The sequence below is a fragment of the Kitasatospora sp. NPDC093806 genome, assembly GCF_040683335.1.
Classification (GTDB): domain Bacteria; phylum Actinomycetota; class Actinomycetes; order Streptomycetales; family Streptomycetaceae; genus Kitasatospora.
On the sequence record NZ_JBFBDO010000121.1, the window covers coordinates 1 to 23,269 of the forward strand.

Genomic DNA, 23,269 nt, shown 5'->3' on the forward strand with positions numbered 1-23,269 from the left:
GAGCGCGCCGGTCGTCGCCGCCGTGCCGCTCATGCCTGCTCCTCGGTCGGCTCCTGGGCCTGCGCCGCCGCGGCGGCCGCGAGCTCCAGCGCGCTGTCCAGGACCACCCGTTCGGTCTCGTACAGGCACTGCTCGATGGCGGGCCGGGGCAGCAGCAGGGTGTCCGCCATCACGAAGAAGCGGCACGAGTCGGGCGAGTAGGTGCTGTGCGCGAAGAAGGTCGCGTCCTGGGCCGCCCAGGTGCCCTCGACGTGCAGCCGGGTGCGGGCCCGCAGCCGTTCGACGGCCCCGGCCTCGGTCGGCAGCTCGCCCAGGGTGTCGGGCCAGCGGTCCTGGAGCCGCGCGTCGTTGAAAAAGCTGCCGAGGTCGGCGCGGGCGCCGCGGGCCTCGGCGAGCCCGTCGAGGACCCGGTCGAGCTCGACGGGGTGGTAGCGGGCGTTGCCGTAGGCGACGACGGCGCGTTCGTGGGTGGCGCGGACCAGCTCGGGGAAGTCGGCTCCGGCCACGTCGACGGTGAACAGCGCGTTCTCGGTCATCGAGCCCACCAGGTCGTCGGTGCGCGGGTCGACCCGGTTGAAGGCGATCAGCTGGAGGACCGCGGTGTCCTGTCCGGCGAACCGGCCGACGACCGCGGCGGTCGCGGCGAGCAGCACGGTGGAGACGGACGTCCCGCAGTGGTCGGCCAGCGCGGTGGCGGCGAGCGCGAGGGCCGGCGAGTCCATGCCCAGCCGGACGAAGCGCTCGGGGTCCTCGGGGGCTTCCGGGGAGGGCCCGAACATCACCGGGGGCGCCTTCTCCAGGGTCCGCTCCCAGTAGCGCAGCGCCCCCTTGCTGCGGGCGAGCCCGCCGGGCGCGGCCTCCAGGGCGGCCTGGGCGCGCGGCTGCCAGGGGTCGGCGGAGAGCTCCTCCCCGGCGGTGAGGGAGCGCAGTTCGCGGTCCACCACCCGCATCGACCAGCCGTCCACGGCCTGGTGGGTGACCACCACGCCGACCCAGAGCGCCTCGGCGCCGCGACTGAAGACGGTGAACCGGCCGGGCATCCCGTCGGCGCCGGGCAGCGGCTCCCCCGCCTGGGCGACGGTGCGGGCCTCGGCGGCCGCGCGGACGTCCTCGCCCTCGGGCACCGGCACGACCAGCACCTCGACGGTGCCCTCGGCGCGCACCGTCTGCCGGGGCTCCGTCCCGTAGGACGCCCACTCGGTGCGCAGGGCCTCGTGCCGGACGACGAGTTCGCCGATCGCCCGCACCGCCCGGTCGACCGTGGTGCCCGCCGGCAGCTCGATCAGCCGGCGCACATTGAAGTAGTGCGCCTCGTCGCCCATCCAGGCGATCGTCTTCCAGATGGCCAGCTGACCCCAGGTGAGCGGGGCGCTCCCGCCGGGCGCGGAGAAGGGCAGTCGGCGAACTTCTTCCTGGCTGGCCACCTGAAAACCATCCTCCGTGGGGAAAAGGAGAGCGAAAGGCGCGGGAGGGAATCCAGCAGCGCCTGCGTGGACGACGACATGCCGAGGGGAGACCGCTCGGTTGGGGAGCATGCGGTCGCCACGGGACCGGGCAGCGCACAATCTAGGCACAGGTCTATACCAGCGTCAATGATCTGTCTCAGGATCAGAGACCTTGCAGGACAAGGGTGTTAGGCATACGCATCGCGCATCACAGGAGGTCGGCGAAGGTTCCCGGAATCGGTGGCGGTGGTTCGGCATCTCTGCTTTCATGACCCCCATGAGCGATGGAACACGCCGCCGGATCGCACTCATTCTGTTCCCGAACGTCGGGGAACTGGACGCCATCGGACCGTGGGAGGTGCTCTCCCACTGGACGAGCAGGTACCCCGAGGACGGCTGGGACCTCCACTCCGTCTCCCGGGACGGGGCTCCCACCCCCTGCGCCAAGGGCCTGACGATCGTCCCCCAGTACGCTCGGGACGCCGCCCCGACCGCCGACGTCATCCTGCACCCGGGCGGGCAGGGCACCCGGCCGCTGCTGGCGGACGAGGACCACCTCGACTGGGTGCGCCGACTCTCCAAGGAGGCGACGCTGACCACCAGCGTCTGCACCGGCGCCCTGGTGCTGGCCAAGGCCGGCCTGCTGCGCGGACGCCCCGTCACCACCCACCGCACCTCGCTCGACCTGCTCGCCGAGCTGGAGCCCACCGCCCGGGTCGACCGGGAGGCCCGGTTCATCGACGACGGCGACCTCGTCACCTCGGCGGGCGTCTCCGCCGGCATCGACATGGCCCTGCACCTGGTGGCGAAGCTCCACACCGTCGAGCGCGCGCGCCAGGTCCGGTACGGCATCCAGTACGACCCGGAGCCGCCGGTCTAGCCCCCGGCCCGCGGCCCGATCTCGGGCCCGTGCGAAACCCCTGGTCCGCCGGGGCCCTCCTGGGCCTCGGCGGAGCGCAGGGCGGCCAGGACCCGGCGGAGGACGGCCTCGTCGGCGGACCAGTCCACGGGAAGGTCCGCGGGAAGGCCCGCGGGATGCTTCGCGGGCGGGATCGGTACGGCGGACACGGTCACTCCTCTGCTGCTCACGGACGCTCTCCGTCCCACGCCCGGGCGGCCGCTTCGGCCTCCGCGCGCACGCCAGGGTCCCGGGAGACGAAGGTGCCCTGCTGCCCCTGCCGGGCCTCGACCAGGTGCTCCTCGGCGAGCATCTCCAGCGCCTTGCCCACCGTGTCGGTCCCGACCCCGTAGGCGGCCGCGAGGGCCTTGCGCCCCGGCAGCCGTCCGCTCAGCCGGCCCTCCCGGATGCCGTCGCGCAGATCCGCCGCCACCCTGGCCCAGGCCGGGCACCCGGGGTCGCCGGGGAGCAGCTGCAGCGGCGGGCGCAGCCGGGTGGTGGCGGCGCGGCGGACGAACTGCGCCATGGAGAGCGGGATCTGGTACCAGCGGGCGATCTTCCACGCGGGCGGGAGCCGGTCGGCGGAGACGCCCGGCGGGAGTCCCCGGACCAGGTGGACGGCGATCGTCCGGTAGTGCGGCCGGGGGCTCGTCCCGGCCGGGTCGGTGTGCTGTGGCTTCGTCATCATGTGCTTCGTTCGGGGCGCCGGGGACGGGACGGTCGGACGGGAACGCGGACGGGACTCGGACGCGAACGAAGCTACGAGCCGGACCGGCCACTCCGGTGGATTCCCGGATGCACGAAAGAGGTCATCCCGGCGGGACGGAGGTCACCCCAGGAGTTCGCGTTCGAGGGCGGCCAGCGCGAACGCGTGCGCCGAGGAGTGCTGCCAGCGCGACCGCCCGAACATCACGTCCCCGGAGAGTCCGTTGAGCATGGCCACGCCTCGGACGGCGAACTCGGTCGGGTCCACCTCGGCGAACTCCCCCGCGGCCCGGCCCTCCCGCACGATGGCCTCCAGGCGGTCCTCCCAGACGTCCGACAGCGCGTTGAGCAGCTGCCGGCCGGCGTCGTCCTGCCGCTGGGCCAGGACCTGCGTCCACAGCGCGTAGCGTTCGTCGCCCGGGTGGCGGGGCAGGTAGCAGCGGACGAAGAGCTCCAGCTTCTCGGTGGCGGACGCGGCCCCGTCGACGGCCTGCCGGAAGCGGTTCCCGAGGTCCTCCTCGCTCCAGGCGAGGACTTCGAGCAGCAGCCGGTCCTTCTTGCCGAAGTGGTAGAGGATGTGGCCGGTGCTCATGCCGGCCCGCTCGGCGATGTCCGACATCCGGACCGCCGCGGTGCCCTTCTCGGCGATGGCGGCGATCGCGGCCAGCATCGCCCGTCCGCGCGCCTCGTCGCCGCTGGGCTGCCGCCTCCGGTCGGTCCCCGCCCGGGGCAGGCGCCGCGGCCGGCCGGACTCGGGCCCGGTCTCGCCCTCGGTTCCGCCCGCGGTCCCGGGTTCGGTCTCCGGCATCGTCATGCCCCCATCTCGATTCCACGGCTCTAGATCCATAATCTAGACTGAAAATCTAATCAGCGCGACCGGAGTCGACACCGCCGGCCCGCTGCCCCACCCGACCACCCAGGAGAGACCCGCATGACGCGCGGATTCGACGTTGTGGAGACCTGTATCGCGGACCTGCGCGCGGCGCTGGAGAAGGGCGAGACCACCTCGGTCGCCCTGCTCGACGCCTACCTCGCGCGGATCGACGCCTACGACCGGCCCGGCACGGCCACCGCGCTCAACGCGATGGTCGTGATGAACCCGGACGCCCGCGCCGAGGCGGCGGCCTCCGACGCCCGCCGCGCCCGCGGCGAGACGCTCGGCCCGCTGGACGGCATCCCGTACACCGCGAAGAACAGCTACCTCGCCAAGGGACTGACCGCGGCCTCCGGCTCGCCGGCCTTCCAGCACCTGGTCGCCCAGCGCGACGCCTTCGCCATCGAGCGGCTGCGCGCGGGCGGGGCCGTCCTGATCGGTCTGACCAACATGCCCCCGATGGCCAACGGCGGCATGCAGCGCGGCGTCTACGGCCGCGCCGAGAGCCCGTACAGCGCCGACTGGCTGACCAGCGCCTTCGGCTCCGGCTCGTCCAACGGCTCGGGCACCGCGACCGCGGCCTCGTTCGGCGCCTTCGGCCTCGGCGAGGAGACCTGGTCCTCGGGCCGCGCGCCCGCGTCCTACAACGCGCTGTGCGCCTACACCCCCAGCCGCGGCGTGATCTCGGTGCGCGGCAACTGGCCGCTGGTGCCGACCATGGACGTCGTGGTGCCGCACACCCGCACCATGGCCGACCTGTTCGAACTGCTCGACGTGATCGTCGCCGACGACCCGGAGACGCGCGGCGACCTGTGGCGCGCCCAGCCGTGGATCCCGCTGCCCGCGCCGTCCCGGGTGCGCCCCGCCTCCTACCCCGCGCTCGCGCCCGCCGACGCGGCCGCGGCCCGCGCCGCGCTCGCCGGCAAGCGGGTCGGCGTCCCGAAGATGTACATCAACGCCGACCCCGAGGCCGGGACCAACCCCGAGGGCGGCATCGGCGGCCAGACCGGGCAGCGGATCGACACCCGCCCCTCGGTGCTCGCCCGCTGGGAGGAGGCCCGCCGCGACCTGGAGGCCGCCGGCGCCGAGGTGGTCGAGGTCGACTTCCCGGTCGTGTCCAACTACGAGGCCGACCGCCCCGGCGCCCCCTCGCTGTCCACCCGCGGCCTGGTCGGCGCCGACTTCCTGAAGGTCGAGATCGAGGACCTGTCCGCCTGGGCCTGGGACGACTTCCTGGGCGCCAACGGCGACCCCGCGCTCGCCACCCTGGCGCAGGTCGACGGCGAGCTCATCTTCCCCAAGCACCCGGGCGAACTCCCCGACCGCTACGAGGGTTTCGACGACACCGTCACCGACTACCCGAAGCTGGTGCGCGAGCGCCCGTACGCCTCCTTCACCGACATGCCGCACCTGGAGGAGGGCCTGCGCGGCCTGGAGGAGACCCGCCGGGTCGACCTGGAGGAGTGGATGGAGGAGCTCGGCCTGGACGCCGTGGTGTTCCCGGCGGTCGCCGACGTGGGCCCCGCCGACATGGACGTGGACGAGGCCTCCGCCGACCTCGGCTGGCGCAACGGCGTCTGGGTCGCCAACGGCAACCTGGTGCCCCGCCACCTCGGCATCCCGACGGTCACCGTGCCGATGGGCACCATGACCGACATCGGCATGCCGATCGGGCTGACCTTCGCGGGCCGCGCCTACGACGACAACGCCCTGCTCGCCCTCGCCGCCGCCTTCGAGGCGACCGGCGACCGGCGCACCGAGCCGACCCGCACGCCGCGGCTGACCGCCGAGTGACCTGCCGGCCCGACGCCCTCACGCACAGTGCCTTGACGCCGGGGTGACCTGACGTCACAGTGACTTGACGGTGTCCGGACAGGGCAACGTGCCCGCTCCCGCACGGCCGCGCGACGGCCGTGCGGGAGCGGGCCCCGGGGACCGCATGTTCATACAACTCAAGGCGTTCGTCTGACGTACAGCAACCGGACACCAGTGGTCGGCCCGCCGGTACCCCGTACCCGCTGTCCTCTTGGGGCACCAACCTCCACCCCCCGACGACAGGCAGAGGTCTCCCCCCATGGCAGAGCTGAACCGGCGCCGTTTCCTCCAACTCGCGGGCGCCACGGCCGCGTTCTCGTCGCTGTCGGAGAGCATCGCGCGAGCCGCCGCGATCGCCCCGGCGGGCACCACCGGGACCATCCAGGACGTCGACCACATCGTCGTGCTGATGCAGGAGAACCGTTCCTTCGACCACTACTTCGGCGCCCTGAAGGGCGTCCGCGGCTTCGGCGACCCCCGCCCGGTGACCCTCCCGAGCGGCAAGCCGGTCTGGTACCAGACGGACTCCGCCAAGAAGGAGGTGCTGCCGTTCCGCCCCCAGGTGAACAACCTGGGCATGCAGTTCGTCCAGGACCTCAACCACGACTGGGCCGGCGGCCACAAGGCCTTCAACAACGGCAAGTACGACCAGTGGATCCCGGCCAAGACGGCCACCACGATGGCCTACCTGACCCGGCAGGACATCCCGTTCCACTACGCGCTCGCCGACGCGTTCACCATCTGCGACGCCTACCACTGCTCGTTCATCGGCTCCACCGACCCGAACCGCTACTACATGTGGACGGGCTACACCGGCAACGACGGCACCGGCGGCGGACCGGTGCTGGGCAACCAGGAGGCCGGCTACTCCTGGACCACCTACCCGGAGCGGCTGGAGAAGGCCGGCGTCTCCTGGAAGATCTACCAGGACATCGGCGACGGCCTGGACGCGGCCGGCTCCTGGGGCTGGATCAACGACGCCTACCGCGGCAACTACGGCGACAACTCGCTGCTGTACTTCAACAACTACCGCAACGCCAAGCCGGGCAACCCGCTCTACGACAAGGCCCGCACCGGCACCAACGCCAAGGCGGGCGACGGCCTCTTCGACGTCCTGCGGCGCGACGTACAGGCCGGCACCCTCCCGCAGATCTCCTGGATCGCCGCCCCCGAGGCGTTCACCGAGCACCCCAACTGGCCCGCGAACTACGGCGCCTGGTACGTCTCCCAGGTGCTGGACGCGCTCACCGCCAACCCCGCGGTGTGGGCGCGCACGGCGCTGTTCATCACCTACGACGAGAACGACGGCTTCTTCGACCACGTCGTGCCGCCGTTCCCGCCGTCCTCCGCCTCCCAGGGCCTGTCGACCGTCGCCACCGGCGCGGACTACCACGGCGGCAGCGTCGGCTACGCGGCCGGCGCGTACGGCCTCGGCCAGCGGGTGCCGATGCTGGTCGTCTCGCCCTGGAGCACCGGCGGCTACAGCTGCTCGGAGACCTTCGACCACACCTCGATCATCCGGTTCATGGAGCGCCGGTTCGGGGTGCTGGAGCCCAACATCTCGCCCTGGCGGCGCGCGATCTGCGGTGACCTGACCGCCGCCTTCGACTTCGCGTCCGCCGACCCGGCGCCGGCCGCGCTGCCGTCCACCACGGCCTACCGCCCGCAGGACGGCAACCGGCACCCGGACTACGTGCCCGCCCCGCCCGCCACCGGCACCATGCCGCGCCAGGAGGCCGGCGCCAAGCCCACCCGGCCGCTCAAGTACGCGCCCTACGTGGACGGTTCGGCCGACATCGCGACCGGCAAGTACCGCCTCTCGTTCAGCGGCGGCGCGGCGGCCGGCGCCCAGTTCCTGGTCACCTCGCCGAACCGCACCGACGGCCCGTGGACGTACACGGCGGAGGCCGGCAAGAGCGTCGCGGACGCCTGGAACACCACCTACTCCAAGGGCGTCACCGACCTGACGGTGCACGGCCCCAACGGCTTCCTGCGCCGCTTCCGCAACCCCGGCAAGACCGCCGGCCCCGAGGTCACCGCGCGCCACAACGCGACCACCGGCAACCTCGACCTCACCCTCACCAACGCGGGCACCGCGGACGCCGTCCTCACCGTCACCAACGCCTACGGCGGCGGCCCGCAGAGCGTCACCGTCCGCAAGGGCGCGACCGTCGGGTACACCGTCGACCTGAGCGGCTGCCGCAACTGGTACGACGTGACCGTCACCGCCACCGGGACAGCCGACTTCGTCCGCCGCCTGGCCGGGCACGTCGAGACCGGCGCCCCCGGCCTCTCCGACCCGGGCATCATCACCTACTGATACTGACCGGATCGCCTACCGGGCGGCGCCGCCGTCCAGGGCTCCGCTCCCCGGCGGCGGGGAGCGGAGCCCCCGCCGGTCCGGGCCGGGCCGCCACCCGTCCGGGCGGGGCCGCCACCGGGGTGTGAGAGGATCCCGGCCGGATGATCAACCGGGGGGCGGTGGGACGCGTGCTGGTCTGGGTGGCGCGGGTGAGCGCGGTCGGCGCGTGGGCGGCCCTGGCCGTCGCGCTCTGGTGGGGTTTCGGTCTGGGCTTCGGCATCCGGCGGCCGCCGCCGGGGCTGCACACGCTCGCCCTGACCGGGCTGGGCCTGCTCTGGCTGCGGGTGGCGGCGCTCTGGGCGCACGCCCTGGTGGGCAGGCGGCGCCGGCCCCGGGTCTCGTTGACCAAAGACGCCGCCGACGCCGACGCGCCGCGTGCCCGGATGCTGTCGGCCTTCGCCGGGCCCGTCTGGGTCCGGGTGCGGCTGGTCGCCGTCTTCCTGCTGCTCCCACTCGCGGCCACGCTCCCGGGCGTGCTGAAGGAGGTGGACGGCGGCGAGGCCGTCCGCGCCCTCAAGTCCGCGGGCGCTGCGGTGGCCACCGCGACGGTGATGGGGGCGGCGGAGGTCGAGGAGATCGAGGACTCCGACGGCAGGGTCTCCTACTACCACGCCGACCTGGACCTCCTGCTCCCCGACGGCCGCCGGGTCACCGCCTGGGGCGCCGACACCCGTGACGAGCCGCGCCCGGAGAACCGGGTCCAGGCCCTCTGGGCGCCGTCCGCACCGGAGTCGGGCGCGCTGGTACGGTTCGGCGACCTCTCCCGGTACACCGACACCGGCCGGACGGTACGCGGTGAACGGCTCTTCCTGCTCGCGTTCTTCGGGGTCTTCTTCCTCTTCGTGCTGCTGTTCGCGACGGTGGCGCCCGCGGCCGCCCTGCGCCGGCTCGCCTGGCGCCCACTGGCCCAGACCGCCCTACCGATCCTGGCCACCCTGCTCTTCCTGTGGATCCGGCCCCTGCTCACCGGGGTCGACATCGGCGGCCGCGGGTCGATCATGGTCGCCGCCTACGGTGGCTTCGCGATCCCGCTGCTGCTCCTCTACATCGGCCTGACGGTACGCGCGCACATCGACTGATCCCGGTCTGGATCCGACGCAGACGAAAGATCTTCCGGCTCCGGCCGGTGAGACCCCCTCACTTCGGGGGCACTGAGACGAAGATCTTCCTGCGCCACCCCTCTCGCCCACTCCGCCTGGCGGCGGGTCAGCCGCCAGACCAGGTGCTCACCGGCCCCGGTCGGGCTCCGCCGGTGCTCGGTGAAGCCGAGCCGGGCCGCGACGGCGCCGCTGGCCCGGTTGGCCGCGTCATGGCCGATCTCGACGAAGTCGACGCCCGGCAGCCGGAAGGCCTGCTCGACCAGGGCCCGCGCGGACCGGGTCGCCACGCCCCGGCCGACCGCCGCCGGGTGGAGCCAGTAGCCCACCTCACGGCCGCCGGCCGGACCGTCCTCGCGCCGGAACAGCTGACAGGCGCCCCTGATCGCCCCGTCCAGCACGATCGCGTAGGTGAACTCCCGGCCGGCCTCCCAGGCCGCCTCCCGGCGCGCGAGGAAATCGACCGTCGAGGCCAGCCGGTGCCCGACCACCCAGTCCATCCACGGCCTCAGGTGCTCCCGCGCCTCCCCGATCACCCGGTCCAGCTCGGCGACGTCCGCCCGCGGGTCGAAACGGCGGAGGGTCACCTCGTCGAGCACGATCACCCGCGGCGGAGAGTCCATGGGCGAAGGATCGTCCCCGATCGCCCTCCGGAGCAAGCGATTTCGGCAGCGCGACGCCCGCCGCCCGGTCCTACGGTCGGTTCTCGCAGAGCGTGAGCCCCCCGATGGTCTGCCATCCGTCCACCCAGAAGGTGCCCGAGTTGCCGTACCGGTCGTACGCGACGATCTTCGGGTGGCACCACACGTGCCAATTGGTCAGCGGCCCGTTCGGGATGTGCCACCCGTTGCCGCCGGTGGTGGAGTGCACCCAACTGAAGCACAGGTACCGCTCGGGATAGCTCCGGTCGTAGATCTTGGCGTAGTCCCACCACTTGTTGCCGTCGGGGAAGTTGACGATCGTCGCCTCACTGCGCCCGTCGTTCTCGACGTAGTACGCGGAACCGTGCGGCTCGCGGTGCCAGACATAGCCGCCGTAGAAGTCATCGCGGCCGTTGTCGCCGGGGATGCGGGAGGAGAACTGCCCGTCGTAGCCGGAGGAGGTGAAGTAGTCGTGCACCGAGAAGGTGACGAAGTAGTTCTCCACGGATTTCAGGGACAGGTAGTAGTTCCACGCATCCGTCGTCACGTACTGCTTGTCGCCGCCGTACTTGGTCGACGTGTGCGCGTAGTCCCAGTCGACGTCGGCCAGCTTGTACGTCACAGCTGTCCGCGGAATGAGCTTGACCTTCTCGTGGAAGTCCCCGTTGTAGGAGCTCTTGATGACGTCGTTGGTGTCGGTCCTGACCTGGACGCCGATCGACTGCGGGCTCACCCCGGGGGCGCAGTACACATAGAACGTGACCCGCTGGGTCCCGTCCTCGAACGAGACTTCGGCGCGCTCGCCGGACAGGCCGGGGATGGCGGTGAACTCGTTCTCCCTGTCCGTGTAGCACCAGCCCGAGCTGCCCTTCCAGTTGAGTGTCGACTCGGTGACGTAGTCGATCAGCCACAGACGGTTGAGCAGGTGGGAGGGGTCTACCTCGACGGGCTCCCCGTCGTCGTCGGTCGGCGCGACACTGATCATCACGCCGATCCGGTTCCACCCGTTCGCGTAGATGTCACAGGTGTCGTCCCCGCTCACGAGGATGATCGAGAGCTTCGACACGCTCATCCAGTCGGACACGTGCTGTCTCCTTCGTCAGAGGGCCGTGTGGTAGTGGTCCACGAACGGCGAGTAGGAGTAGGTGGGCTCCAGGCCGAGGAACCTCCGGACGGTGTCGTCGTTGCGGCTGAAGCAGAAGGCCGCGATGATCTCGTGGCTGGAGTCGCCGCGCAGGATCTGCCCGATCCGGTACGAGGACAGGTAGGGCGTGTTGTACACGTTCACCCGCTTCGCCCAGCGGCTCCGCTTCGGCCCCCGGATCCGCTCCTTGGTCAGCCGCGCGTCGTCGCCGATGTCCTCGAAGTAGAAGTCCGGCTCGATGTGCGCGCCGGTCCGCTCCCCGAGCTCGCCGCCGTGCGTCCCGCTGAGGATGTCGACCGTCTTGCCGCGGCTCAGCGCGTCCTCGGCGATCCCCCGGACCATGCCGCCGTCGACCGGATCCTGACTGACCCACACCTTCGCGCCGTTGGCGTTCTCCACCGCGAAGAACTCGTGCGGCGTCCGCTCCGGCAGGACGACCGGCCGGCCGTGGAACCCGGGGTCGGTCTTGGCCAGGTTCAGTTCGAGCCCGGGATCCGCGCTCAGCTGTCCGCCGAGGGCGCGGGCCCCCTCCTCCGCGAAGCCCGGGGCCCGCCTGGTCGCGGCGCGGGCCAGGCCGGCGCCGCCCGCGCCCAGCCCGGCCAGCCCGGTGCCGAGCGAGACCCAGCCGAGCACGGCCGAGGCCTTCGGAGAGGCGGTTTCGAGGGCGCCGCCGACGATCGCGGTGACGTCCGAGGCGACGCCGAGCGCGCCGACCACCAGGGTGGTGGCGGAGGCGGCCCCGATCGCGGCCATCACCCCGCCCGCGGCGACGATCGCCATGCCGCCGGTGACCACCGCCAGCGCGAGGCCCGCGACGCCCAGCCCGATGCCCAGCCAGGCCATCCAGCTCAGGTGGCCCGAGGGGTCGACCCGGTTGACCGGGTCGCCCGCGCAGTACGCGTACGGGTTGACGCCGCCCGCGCCGAAGGGGCTCAGGATGTCCGGGCTGGCGAACCGGAGCAGCACGGGATCGTAGGCCCGGGCGCCGTTGCCGAGGTGGTACCAGCCGGTCACCGGGTCGCTCCGCTGCCCGGTGAAGCCCGGCACGCTGTCGGCGCCGTCCACCGGGCGCTCCCCGTACGCGGTCCGGGCGTACGCCTCCTGGCCGTCGGCACCGGCCGCCAGCCGGACGGTGCCGGTGCCGTCCGTCCCGAGCAGCCGGGTCCGTCCGTCGCGGGTCCGGGCCACGTAGCCGCCACTGCCGAGCCGCAGCAGACGGGCGGGCCGGCCGTCCTCGGTGACCGCCGCGAGGGACTCGCCGCGGTAGTGCAGGACGCTGGTGCGCCCGTCGGTCCGCTGGGTGAGCAGCCGGTTGAGCGGGTCGTAGCCGTACCGGTTCGCCGGGCCGGTCGACCGCAGCCGGCCGAGCGGGTCGTAGCCGAGCGTGCGCCCGGCCCGGTCGGTGGTCAGCCGCCCGGCCGCGTCGTAGGCCAGCGTGATCCGGGGCGGGTGGCCGCCGCCGGTGTGGGTGACGCCGGTGAGCCGGCACGGGTCGGCCGGGTCCTCGTACAGGTGGGTCGCGGTGTCCTCGGAGCCGTCGGCGTAGCGCGAGCGGCAGCGGGTGACGTTGCCGAAGGCGTCGTAGCCGAAGGTCTGCGCGGTGATCGCGTTGCCCCGGGCGTCCGTCGGGGGCTCCGGTCCGTCGCAGCCGTAGGAGGTGAGCCGGTTGCGGCCGTCGTAGCCGAAGGTCTCGTCGCGCAGCAGCGTCGCGCCGGAGCCGGAGGTCCGGCGGGCGAGCAGGTCGTTGTCCAGCCACTCCTGGGTGAGCGACCAGGTGTGGCCGAGGCCGTCCCTGGTCGAGCGGGCCACCTCGCGGCCGAAGTCGTCCAGCGTCAGCGTGGTGGTCAGGGTGTAGCCGGACCGCGGGTCCCGGGCGGTCCAGGAGATCGGCCGTCCCCCGGCGTCGTAGGACACCGAGACGCCCATGGCCGGGTCGGTGATGCCGGTGATCCGGCCGAAGGCGTCCCGGACGGTCTGCCGGGCGGTGCCGTCCGGCCCGGTGCAGTCGGTCTCCAGGCCGCCGGGGCTGAAGGTCCAGCGCGTGGTGGCGTCGGACTCCCCGGAGCGGGTGGTGGTCTCGGTGCGCGGCAGGCCGGCGGGGGTGTAGTCGCGGGTCACCGTGACGTCGCCGTCGGGCGAGGCCTCCCGCGCGCTGGTCAGGTGGCCGGTGACCGGGTCGTGGCCGAGGGTCTGGGTGAGCGGCCCGGCCTGGACCCGGGCGAGGGCGTTGCCGAGCTCGGGGACGTAGCCGAAGCCGAGCTGCTGCCCGTCCGGCGTGCCGACCCGGGCGGGCAGCGGGTCGGCGTCCCGGTCGTACCGGTAGGACCAGGTGCGGCCGCCGGAGCTGGTCCGGGTCAGTCGGCCCAGCCCGTCGAACTCCTGCGCGCCGTAGGCGTTTCCGGCCACGGCGAGGGCGGTGGCCAGGCCGTCGGCGGAGAACGGCGCGTACCCGCGGACGACGGCCGTGCCGTCCGGCAGGGTGGTGCGGGTGAGCCGGCCGCGGGCGTCGTAGTCGTAGCCGGTGGTGTTCCCCAGTTCGTCGGTCTCGCGGCGCAGCCGGCCCCAGCCGTCGTGCTCAAGCGCGCGCCGGCCCGCGGACGCGCCCTTGAGGTCGAACCGCTCGGTGGTGACCGGCTCGCCCCGGGTGTCGAAGGTGGTCGTGCCGGTTCCGGTCACCGGGCCGCCGCCGCCCAGCTGTTGGACCGTGGCGGTCAGCGCGACGGGGTCGACCCGGGTGAGCCGGCCGGTGCCGTCGTCGTAACCGACGGCCGACAGCGCGCCCCAGTCGTCGTAGCTCAGGGTCCGGGTGAGCGCGGCCGCCGTGCCGCCGCCGGGCAGTTGGTCGGTCACCGACTCGGTCGTGACGCGGCCGAGTTCGTCGTACTCCACGCGGCGGACGACCTGCCAGGCGCCGTCGCCGCCGGCCGGCCGGCGCTCGCCCAGGTACGGCCGCCCGGCGCCGTCGCGGCTGGTGCGCCACTGGTTGCCGAGCGGGTCGGTGGAGGTCGTGACGAACGGCGCGGACGTCCCCACCTCGTGGGCGTGGGTCTCGGTCGCCTGGTACACCGTGCCCGGGTTGGTGGTGCGGGTCAGCCCGCGGCCCAGGCCGTCGTAGGTCAGGGTGACGCCGTTGCCCTGCGGGTCGGTGGCCGACCACAGCCGGCCGGTGAACCGTGAACGCCGCTGCGAGCGCGTCGTGGTGAGCCCGTCGTGGGTGGTCAGCTGGTGCGTCTGGACCAGTGCCTCGCCGTCCGAGCGGAAGGTGAAGGTGTGGCCCGCCGAGTAGTGGTCGCCGTCCTCGCCGTCCGGGTACTCGACCTCGGTCAGCCCGGTGATCCGGCCGAACTCCGGGCCCGAGGTGCCGTAGGAGGTGTCCTCCCGCCGCAGCAGCAGACCGTCGGCGTAGCGCCGCTCGGTGGCCTTCAGGACGGCGGTGGGGACCCGCGAGTCGGGCGTCGAGTGGGCCGCGTAGGAGTAGGACGTCCGCAGGGCGGGCGCGTCGAACGCGGTGGCCGGCGGCGTGTGGGTGACGGTCCTGGGCCACCGGGTGAACCCGTTGGGGTCGGGCGGGCAGTCCGAGCCGCTGCCGCCGGCCGGGTAGAACTCCCAGTCGGTGCGGGTGCCGTCGGGGGCGGTGCGGCTGCGCGGGTTGCCGGCGTCGTCGAACTCGGTCCGGGTGACCTCGTCGCGGGAGCGGCCGTCCGGGCCGGTCCAGGTGACGGTCCGGGTCTTCGGGAGCTGGAAGCGGTCGTCCTGCTGCTCGAAGCGCCGGCCGACCACCGCGTAGTACTCGGTGCTCACCTGCCGGGAACAGCCGTTGCGGGTCGTCGTCTCGTCCGTCTGCAGGTGGTAGCTGTCGTAGGTGCGGGTGGTCCGGGTGGTCCGGCCGCCGGTGGTGACCGACTCGGTGGAGCCGTAGGTGTAGCCGGTCAGGATCCCGTACAGGTTGTCGAGGTCGGAGTTCCAGGCGGCGCCGGAGTTGCCGCCGAGGAAGTTGTCGTCGGTGTAGGCGTACGTCACCTCGGTCTGCGGCCGGCCGCCGCCGGGTTTGCGGACGTGCCGCGTCACGTAGGGCAGGGCCGGGAGCCCGGCGGAGTCCGGGAACCGGTGGCCGGTGCCGCCCTGCGCGTAGGTGACGGTCTCGGACATCCCGCCGGGCATGGTCACCCCGGTGATCCAGGAGCCCCACACCCCCTGCCGGCCGATCGGCTCGGAGCTGAAGGTCCACACCAGCGGCGATCCGGCGCCGAGCCCGTAGTGGTACACGCTCGTCAGCAGGTTGTTCTGGAAGCGCAGTTCGACGCGGTACCCCTCGGAGCGCCCCGGCAGGACCGTCAGGGTGGCCTTGGTCTTCCCGGTGTAGTCGACGGTCAGCAGGGTGTCGTCCGCGTCCGCGACCGAGCTCAGGCGGGGCACCGGGCCGCCGCGGAAGTCCCAGCTCAGGCTGAGGCCGTGCCCGGCGGGCGTGAGCAGCGCGGTGGGGACCTTGAGGGCGGGCCCGGTCCGGGGCCCGGTCAGGACCTCGACGTCGCCGGACTTGTGCACCAGGCGGTAGGCGTCCCGGTCCTTGGCGACCCGGACGGTGTCGAGCTTCTTCTGGGTCAGGACGACCTTGCTGTCGGTCTCCTGGACCTTGTACTGCTCGCCGGTCGCCAGGGCCAGCAGCCGGTTGTCCCGGTCGTAAGTGGTCAGCCCCAGCGAGACGCCGCGCCCCAGGCCCGCGTCGGTGCCGTTGAGCGGCGAGTACCCCAGCACCAGCGGCAGCGACGGCCCGAGGTTGCGGTTGCCGACCAGGTTCCCCAGCGAGATCCGGACGTTGAAGAGGCCCGTCCGGGGGTCGACGCCCCCCGCGACCGCGCTCCCGAAGTTGCCGGCCTGTGAGAAGAACGACGGCGGTGAACCCATGGAGTGCTCCCGGCGGTGGCGGACAGGAGAGCGGCCGAACGGGGCCTGTCACGCCCGCTTCGACCTCTCACCAGGCTGACGCCTCCTCTTCCGTTCCGGGGCGAAGAACCCCCAGAATGGCCAATTCCCGTTCAGTGGAGAGGACTTGCGGGACGCGAGGGGCCGACGGGGCAGCCGACGCGCCCCGATCCGGCGGACCGGCCGACGATCGCAGTCAAATGACTGATGTGCCGGCCTGCCGCGTCGACGCACAGTGGGGCCCGCGGCCCCCCACCCGCCCCAGCGTCCGACCTCCCTCCCCGAAAGCGAGTTCCACCATGGCCCGCACCTCCTTCAAGTCGGCGACCGTCGCGCTCTCGGCCGCGCTCGCCGGCGCCGCCCTGCTGTTCACGGCCGCCCCGGCGTCCGCCGCCAACCCGCCCTACGACGGCTGCCCGGCCTGGGCACTCTGCGTCTACCAGCACGAGGGCGGGACGGGGTCGAAGGCGGTCATCACGCCGCCCCCGGCCGGCGGCAACGGGTCGATCGTGCGGCTCTACCAGGTCCACTTCCTGAACGGGGACCTGGCCGACAACCAGGTCTCGTCCTGGATCAACAACTCGCAGTGCTCGATCAAGTTCTGGGACGACCCGACCGGCGAGCTGCACCCCTCCGACCTGGACTACACGCCCACCTGGAGCTGGGGAGCGAAGGCCGACTACGGCAACGGGAGCTCCAAGTACTACGCCAACGACCGGATCTCCTCCCTCCAGTTCTGGTGCCCGTGACGACCGCGACCCACCCCGGACCAAAGGAAGTACCGTGAAACGTCTCCGACCGGCGGCCGCGCTGCTCGCCGGCCTGCTGCTCCCGCTCGGCCTGCCCGCGCTCGCACCGGTGGTGTCCGCCGTGGCGGCTCCCGCGGCGGTGACGGCCGGGCCCGGTGCCGAGGGCCCGGACCTGAGCTACGCCAACCGCACCACCCCGCCCGCCGGACTGCCGGACTGGTCGCGCGTCGGATTCCGGGGCGGCCGGCCGCTGCCCGGGGACGGCGAGCTGACCGGTGACGCCGGCTGCCGGATCACCCCGGACGTGCTCGCCGCCAAGTACGGCGTCCGCGCGAACGACGGGGCCGACGACAGCGCCGGCCTGCAGAAGGCGATCGACGACGTCAAGGCCAACTGCTCGCCGAACGCCAACTTCGACCGGCTGTCGCTGATCTCCCTCCCCGCGGGCCGGATCGACGTCTCCCGGCAGATCTACGTCGACGCCGACTACCTGGTCCTGCGCGGCCAGGGGTCCGGCGACGGCGGCACCCGGCTGGTGTTCCGGCCGGACCTCAACACCCGTTACGACACCGTGGTCAACGGCCGCTGGGACCAGGACTCGATGAAGGCCGGCAGCGGCGCCGACGTCGGCACCGGCGGCTGGATCTGGCCCGGGCGCGGCCTGTTCCGGGTGCAGACCCGGGACATCGCCGAGCGCTACCAGGACGACTGGGCGGCCGCCCCGGCGAACCGCAAGGACATCTTCGAGGGCAGCGTCAACCAGCACTGGGCCTCCGGCATCAAGGTGGCCGCCCAGGCCGGCGACCCCGGCTGGGCGGCCCGCCAGGGGCAGAACACGGTGCAGCTGGACGCCAAGGCCGACCTGAAGAAGCTCTCCCCGGGCGGCTACGTCTGGGTCGGCGCGGCCAACAGCGTCAAGTTCTACGAGCAGCAGGGCGTCTCCGACCGCAGTCAGATGGACAACCTGCACATGCGCCAGCAGATGTTCCGGGTCGACGCCGTCGACGCCGCGGCGAAGACGGTCACCCTGGACCGCCCGCTGGAGTGGGACGTGCCGGTCGACTCCACCTCCGACGGCTCCCCCGCGCTCGGCGACAAGCCGTACCCCAGCAAGGTCACCCCGCTGAAGGTGGTCCAGGGCGTCGGCTTCGAGGACTTCGCCTTCACCCAGGACATGACCGGCCTGCCCAAGCTCGGCGGCGGCACGTACGACCTGACCCCCGCCCAGGCCGTGCACAACTACGGCAACATGGCGCCCGAGTACGCGATGCACGGCATCGTCTTCAAGTGGGCCGCCAACGACTGGGCGCGCGGGCTGAAGGCCGAGATGACCGGCTCGCACCCGATCGTCACCGAGGACGCCCGCAACCTCCAGATCGAGCGCAACAGCTTCGACGGCGCCTGGAACAAGGGCAAGGGCGGCAACGGCTACCTGCGCGGCAGCCGCGTCTGGGACTCGCTGTACGCCTACAACCTCAGCCGCAACCTGCGCCACTTCACCTTCCAGTGGTCGGCCAGCGGCAACGTCGCCTTCCGCAACGACCTCGACTCGGACCTGAACCTGCACGGCGGGTGGGAGCACAACAACCTGTTCGAGCAGAACACCCTGCGCGTCCCGTACGAGCACCGCTCCGGCAGCTGCCAGGCCAACTGCGGCGGCGAGGGCGGCGAGCTCGACGAGGGGACCTGGTACCCGATCTGGTGGGCGGCCGGCCCCAAGGCGGTCAAGTGGTCCGGCTCCTCGGGCCCGCAGAACGTCTTCTACAACAACACCATGGTCAAGCAGGCCACACCGGGCGGGCCGTTCGAACCGTACGCGCCGTACGGCAGCCAGTCCGGCACGGCGTTCCAGTTCGGCTCGGCCAACGGCGCCCCGAACCGGTTCCAGCCGCTCGCCCAGGACGGCCAGGCGATCCCCGACTGGGGCGGCCGGGAGACGCTGGACTACGCGGGCAAGGGCGTGGTGCCGCTGGACGCGGGCAAGCGGCCGTCGCTCTTCCTGGCGACCACCGGCGGGCTCGAACCGCGCGACAACAACACCCGCAAGGTCGCCACCTGGAACATGCAGGGCGCCGGCACCACCGGGGACAACAACAACAAGTACACCGCCGATCTGCCACAGCTGTACGGGCACGACAGCGGACAGGCCGGAGCCGACGTCATCGCTCTCCAGGAGGCGGGCGCCCCGCCGCGCGGAGCCACCTTCCTGGGGAACATCGCCACCTACAACACCCAGTGGTTCGACAACGGCGGAGCCACCATTCCGGTCCAGGAATACCGGATCGGCAGCGCGGGCCGCCCCACGGGCTTCCTGTACTGGCTGCACACGGACACCAGCTCCACTCCGGGTTCGGTGGGCCGGGTCAACCTGGCCGTCTTCAGCCGCACCCGGGTCGACCGGAACGACGTCTACACCGTCCGGGAGGGCCGGATCTCCGACGGCACCGACTCCCGGCCGGCGCTCGGCGTCAACGTCGGCGGCGTCGTCTACTTCTCGGTGCACGGCGCCTCCGGGAGCGGCAGCGACGACCCCCAGCTGCTGCGCAACATCCACGAGCAGCTGCGGACCACCGGCCTGCCCTGGATCGCCATGGGCGACTACAACCGGCCCGTGAGCAGTCTGGGCCCCGCGATCGCCCCGGACTTCACCATCCACAGCCAGCAGTTGCCGACCCGTCCGACGCCGCTGGTCACCTCCCGTTCACCGGCCTCGACCATCGACTACGCGGTCACCCGCACGGCACAGGCGCAGCCCACCGTCGCCGGGACCACCCGGGCCAACCTGATCGCGTCCGACCACTATCCCGTCGTCTTCACCCTCACCAACCTGCCCGCCCAGCAACCGCCGGCGCAGCAGCAGACCCCGTCGGGCGTGCCCCTCCTGGGCGTGCTGCAGAGCGCCGCCACCACCAACGTGGCCGGTCCGTCGGGCAGCAGCCACGTGGTCGCCGATCAGACGGTGAACCGGGCCGACCTCCCCTCGCAGACGTTCAGCCTGTCGGCCGACCCCGAGTACCCGGGCTACTACCGCCTGTTCCACGCGAGCGCGCCGTTCGCCGGCCGCTACCTGGGCCAGGAGGGCGGCGCCCGGGACGCCCGGACGGTGCTGTGGCCGAACGCGGCCCTGGACCAGCTCTGGGCGCCGGTCGACCAGGGCGACGGCACCTGGACCCTGCAGAACTACGTCACCCGGCAGTTCCTCACCGACCTCGGCCGGGGCCAGGCGCTGGCCGGTCGTGACGGCGACGGCTCGACCTCACAGCGCTGGTTCCTCCAGAACCCGAGCCAGGCGGCGGTCCTGGACGAGATCGTCTCGACGGACGGCGGGAGCCAGCCGTCGGCGCTCTCGGTCGACGACCTGAGCACCGCGCCGCACCCGGTCTACCTGTCCCCGGACACCCACCGCGACACCCAGCGGTTCGGCGTGATCCCGGCGGGCCGCAGCGGCCAGGACGCCTGCTACTACCTGACCAACGGCGGACAGTACGTCAACTCGACGGCCGCCCACCCCGGGCAGCCGCTCAGCGGCAGCCTCGTCACCATGGGCGACTTCCGGCCCAACGACGACGGCTACCTGTGGTGCGTGACCCCCGACGGCTCGAACGGAAACCTGCTGACCAACCACACCAGCCCCGAGGAGCGCCTCAACCTCACCCGGAGCACGAGCTCGGACGAGACGGCGATCAGCCGGCCCGGCTCCGGCTCGGCCGTCTTCCACTGGGCCTTCGCCCCGTACAACTCCTGACCCACGCATGCCCCGTCCCGGCCCGAACCGGCAGGACACCACGGCCCCCCGCGGCGACGCGGGGGGCCGCTGCGTGCCCGACCCTGGTCGGCCCCCGGGTACCGACCAGGGTCGGGCACGGGCTCGACGGGACCGCTTTCCTGAGATCGTGATCATGGGACGCCGACCGGCGTCCGGGCACGGCACGCGACGCGCGGCGCCGGCGATCGCGGAGAGGGGCAGGACGGCATGCAGGGCGGGTACGGGACGATGGTGGGCCGAGCGGACGAACAGGCGGCCCTCGCGGCGTTCGTGACCTCGACGGCCGCGGCCGAGGGCCGGGTGCTCGTCCTGCGCGGGGAGGCCGGGGTCGGCAAGAGCGCGCTTCTGGGCCAGGCGGCGGCCCTGGCGGAGCGGGCGGGCCACGCCGTGGTGCGGGCCGCCGGGGTCGAGGCGGAGTCCGCACTGCCGCACGCCGGGCTGCACCAGCTCCTCCACCCGCTGCTCGCCGACCTCGCCCGTTCGGCGGACGGGACCCGCCCGGCGCCGTTCGACACCGTGTTCGGCGACGGCGGGCGGGACAGCGGGCGGGACGGCGGCCGGGGCGACGGCCGGGGCGGTCCGCCCTCGGTCATGACGCTCGGCATCGCCGTCCTCGACCTGCTGGCGCGCGCCGCCGCCGAGCGCCCGCTGCTGCTGGTCCTCGACGACGGGCAGTGGCTGGACGACGCCAGCGCCGAGGTCTGCGGCTTCGTCGGCCGCCGGCTGACCGGCGGCCGGGTGCGGCTGCTGGTCGCCGTCCGTGCCGACCTCCCCTCCCGCTTCGACACCGCCGACCTGCCCGAACTGCCAGTCGCCGCCCTCGCCGAGGCGGACGCGGCCCGCCTGCTGGACCAGCGGTACCCGGCGCTGGGCCGCCAGGTCCGCCGCGCCGTCCTGACGCAGGCCGGGGGCAATCCGCTGGCGCTGCTGGAGCTGCCCGCCCAGTTCACCGGCCGGCCGGGCGACCTGCCGGCCGAGGACCTGATCGGCATCGACCGGCACGGCGTGCCGCTGACCCGGCGGCTGCAACGGCTGTTCGGCGCCCGCATCGCGGCCCTCGACGAGCGGGTGCGGGCCGAACTGCTGCTGGGCGCGCTCGACGGCGCCGGCACCCCGGGCAGCGGTGCCGGCATCCACGGAGTCCACGGAATTCCCGGCGTCCACGGCGTCCCCGGCGCGGACGACGGCACGGGAGACCAGTCCTGCTACGCCGCCGGCCCCGGCGCGCGCCACCGGCTGCGCGCCGCCGACGCGGCGGTGGCCGCCGGGCTGCTGGACGTCGAGCCGGCCACCGGCGAGCTCGTCTTCCGCCACCCGCTGGTCCGCTCCGCCGTTGTCCAGCTGGCCACCCCCGAGCAGCGCCGCACCGCCCACCTGACGCTGGCCGGGCTGCACCGGGAGCACCTCGAACGCCGGGCGACGCACCTGGCGGCGGCCGCGGTCGAGCCGGACGAGGAGGTCGCCGGCGTCCTGGAGGCGGCGGCCGAGTCGGCGACCCGGCGCGGCGGCGCGCTGACGGCCGTCACCTGGCTGACCCGGGCCGCCGAGCTCAGCGGGCACCCCGCCGACCGGTCCCGGCGGCTCGCCGAGGCGGCCTTCGTCGCCGGGCACGCCGCCCGCCCCGGCCAGGCGCACCGGCTGCTCCGGGCGGGCCTCGCCCCCGGTCCGACGGAGTCGCCCGCCGCCGTGCTGGCCTCCGCCTACCAGGCGTTCTACCAGGACGGGGACGTCCGCTCCACCCACCCCCAGGTCACGGCCGCGATCGAGCGGCTCCGGGACGCCGGACCGGCCGCCCCGTCGACCGGCAACCGCACCGAACCGGACGAGGTGCTCACCCGGCTGGTGGTCCTGCTGCTGGCGATCAGCCAGTACGGCGGCGACCGCGCGACCTGGGAGAGCACGCACGCCCTGCTCGCCTCCCTCGGCGACCGCGTCCCCGAACGGGCGCGGCTCTACAGCGCCGCCTGGAGCGACGTGACCAGGCACGGAGCCGACTGGGCCGGCCCGGTGCGCCGGGCCGCCGCGAACCTGGCGGAGCTGGACCCCTGGGACGTCACCCGGTGCGCCGCCGCCGCGTACCACCTCGACCTCCTCGGGCACTACCGCCCGCACCTGGGGCGCGTGGTGGACCGCGAGCTGGAGACCGGGGCGCTGGCCACCGGCCTGGTGATGCTGCACCTGATCATGCTCGACCAGCTGGCCGTCGGCGAATGGGCCGACGCCGAGATCACCGGACGGCGCGGCCTGGGGCTGGCGGCCCGGCACGGCCTGCACCTGTTCGCCGTCCAGAGCCGCGCCTACCTGGCGCAGCTCGCGGCGCTGCGCGGCCAGGCCGAGCGGGCGCGCGAGCTGCGGGCCGAGGTGGACGCCTGGGCCCGCCCGCGCGGGCTGGGGTTCCTGACCCAGGTCGCCGACTCCGCGGGCGCGACCGCCGCACTGGGCGCCGGCGACCACGAGGCCGCGTACCGGCACGCCACCGCCATCACCCCGCCGGGCACCTTCCGGCCCTACGCGTACCAGGCCTCGCGCACCCTGCTCGACCTGGTCGAGGCCGCCCGGCACACCGGCCGGGTCGAGCAGGCCCGGGCGCACGCGCTCGCCGCCCGCGACGCCGGTCTGCCGCTGCTCTCCCCCCGTCTGGCGCTGGTCACCCTCGGCGCGCTGGCGATGACCGCCGAGGACGAGCGGGACGCCGCCGAGCTGTTCGCCCGGGCCGAGGCCCAGCCCGAGGCCGACCGCTTCCCGTTCGAGCTGGCCCGGATCCGGCTGGCGCACGGCGTCCGGGTGCGCCACGTCCGGGGCCGGGCGGCGGCCCGGCCGTACCTGGCCGCGGCGGCGGAGGCGTTCGAG

At 73.4% G+C, this 23,269-nt stretch carries 14 protein-coding genes; 7 read left to right on the forward strand and 7 right to left on the reverse strand.

Annotated elements, in window-relative coordinates; genetic code table 11:
- Positions 1-29: 29 nt before the first annotated feature.
- Positions 30-1,424 carry a condensation domain-containing protein gene (locus tag AB0N76_RS34230; RefSeq protein ID WP_363563974.1) on the reverse strand — a complete coding sequence of 465 codons (1,395 nt, stop codon included), beginning with the start codon at positions 1,422-1,424 and terminating at the stop codon, positions 30-32.
- A gap of 298 nt (positions 1,425-1,722) precedes the next feature.
- Here AB0N76_RS34230 and AB0N76_RS34235 point away from each other — a divergent pair, with 298 nt between their 5' ends.
- On the forward strand, positions 1,723-2,325 hold the full coding sequence (locus tag AB0N76_RS34235; RefSeq protein WP_363563976.1) for a DJ-1/PfpI family protein: 603 nt from the start codon (positions 1,723-1,725) through the stop codon (positions 2,323-2,325).
- On the opposite strand, the gene AB0N76_RS34240 is transcribed toward AB0N76_RS34235, so the two are convergent.
- The 3 genes from AB0N76_RS34240 to AB0N76_RS34250 all read right to left on the reverse strand — a co-directional run bounded on the left by AB0N76_RS34240 (position 2,322) and on the right by AB0N76_RS34250 (position 3,862).
- Complete coding sequence (locus AB0N76_RS34240; RefSeq protein WP_363563978.1) at positions 2,322-2,453, reverse strand: hypothetical protein; 132 nt, start codon at positions 2,451-2,453, stop codon at positions 2,322-2,324. The genes AB0N76_RS34235 and AB0N76_RS34240 overlap by 4 nt on opposite strands.
- A 77-nt stretch (positions 2,454-2,530) precedes the next feature.
- The gene (locus AB0N76_RS34245; protein ID WP_363563980.1) at positions 2,531-3,028 is read right to left on the reverse strand and encodes a GntR family transcriptional regulator; all 498 of its coding nucleotides are present in this window, start codon (positions 3,026-3,028) and stop codon (positions 2,531-2,533) included.
- 144 nt (positions 3,029-3,172) lie between these two features.
- Positions 3,173-3,862 carry a TetR/AcrR family transcriptional regulator gene (locus AB0N76_RS34250; RefSeq protein ID WP_363563982.1) on the reverse strand — a complete coding sequence of 230 codons (690 nt, stop codon included), beginning with the start codon at positions 3,860-3,862 and terminating at the stop codon, positions 3,173-3,175.
- A gap of 117 nt (positions 3,863-3,979) precedes the next feature.
- Between AB0N76_RS34250 and AB0N76_RS34255 the strand changes: the two genes are divergently transcribed.
- The 3 genes from AB0N76_RS34255 (at position 3,980) to AB0N76_RS34265 (ending at position 9,178) form a co-directional block, all read left to right on the forward strand.
- A complete protein-coding gene (locus tag AB0N76_RS34255) occupies positions 3,980-5,716 on the forward strand; it encodes an amidase (protein WP_363563984.1) in 1,737 nt (578 codons plus the stop codon).
- A gap of 280 nt (positions 5,717-5,996) precedes the next feature.
- Positions 5,997-8,057, forward strand: a complete 2,061-nt coding sequence (locus AB0N76_RS34260; RefSeq protein ID WP_363563986.1) for a phosphocholine-specific phospholipase C — start codon at positions 5,997-5,999, stop codon at positions 8,055-8,057.
- A 143-nt stretch (positions 8,058-8,200) separates the two neighbouring features.
- On the forward strand, positions 8,201-9,178 hold the full coding sequence (locus tag AB0N76_RS34265) for a hypothetical protein (protein ID WP_363563988.1): 978 nt from the start codon (positions 8,201-8,203) through the stop codon (positions 9,176-9,178).
- Here AB0N76_RS34265 and AB0N76_RS34270 read toward each other — a convergent pair.
- The 3 genes from AB0N76_RS34270 to AB0N76_RS34280 all read right to left on the reverse strand — a co-directional run bounded on the left by AB0N76_RS34270 (position 9,142) and on the right by AB0N76_RS34280 (position 15,886).
- A complete protein-coding gene (locus tag AB0N76_RS34270; RefSeq protein ID WP_363563990.1) occupies positions 9,142-9,819 on the reverse strand; it encodes a GNAT family N-acetyltransferase in 678 nt (225 codons plus the stop codon). The genes AB0N76_RS34265 and AB0N76_RS34270 overlap by 37 nt on opposite strands.
- Positions 9,820-9,889: 70 nt before the next feature.
- Positions 9,890-10,921, reverse strand: coding sequence for a hypothetical protein (locus AB0N76_RS34275; RefSeq protein ID WP_363563992.1), 1,032 nt, complete (start codon positions 10,919-10,921; stop codon positions 9,890-9,892).
- Positions 10,922-10,936: 15 nt separating this feature from the next.
- Complete coding sequence (locus tag AB0N76_RS34280) at positions 10,937-15,886, reverse strand: RHS repeat-associated core domain-containing protein (protein WP_363563994.1); 4,950 nt, start codon at positions 15,884-15,886, stop codon at positions 10,937-10,939.
- A gap of 317 nt (positions 15,887-16,203) precedes the next feature.
- On the opposite strand from AB0N76_RS34280, the gene AB0N76_RS34285 reads away from it, so the two are divergent.
- The 3 genes from AB0N76_RS34285 to AB0N76_RS34295 all read left to right on the forward strand — a co-directional run.
- Positions 16,204-16,653: a peptidase inhibitor family I36 protein gene (locus tag AB0N76_RS34285; RefSeq protein ID WP_363563996.1), complete on the forward strand. Its 450-nt coding sequence runs from the start codon at positions 16,204-16,206 to the stop codon at positions 16,651-16,653.
- 34 nt (positions 16,654-16,687) lie between these two features.
- Entirely contained in the window at positions 16,688-20,398 is a 3,711-nt protein-coding gene (locus AB0N76_RS34290; protein ID WP_363563998.1) for a hypothetical protein, read from the forward strand.
- Between the two features lie 228 nt (positions 20,399-20,626).
- On the forward strand, positions 20,627-23,269 hold a 2,643-nt coding region (locus tag AB0N76_RS34295), incomplete at its 3' end, for an ATP-binding protein (RefSeq protein ID WP_363564000.1).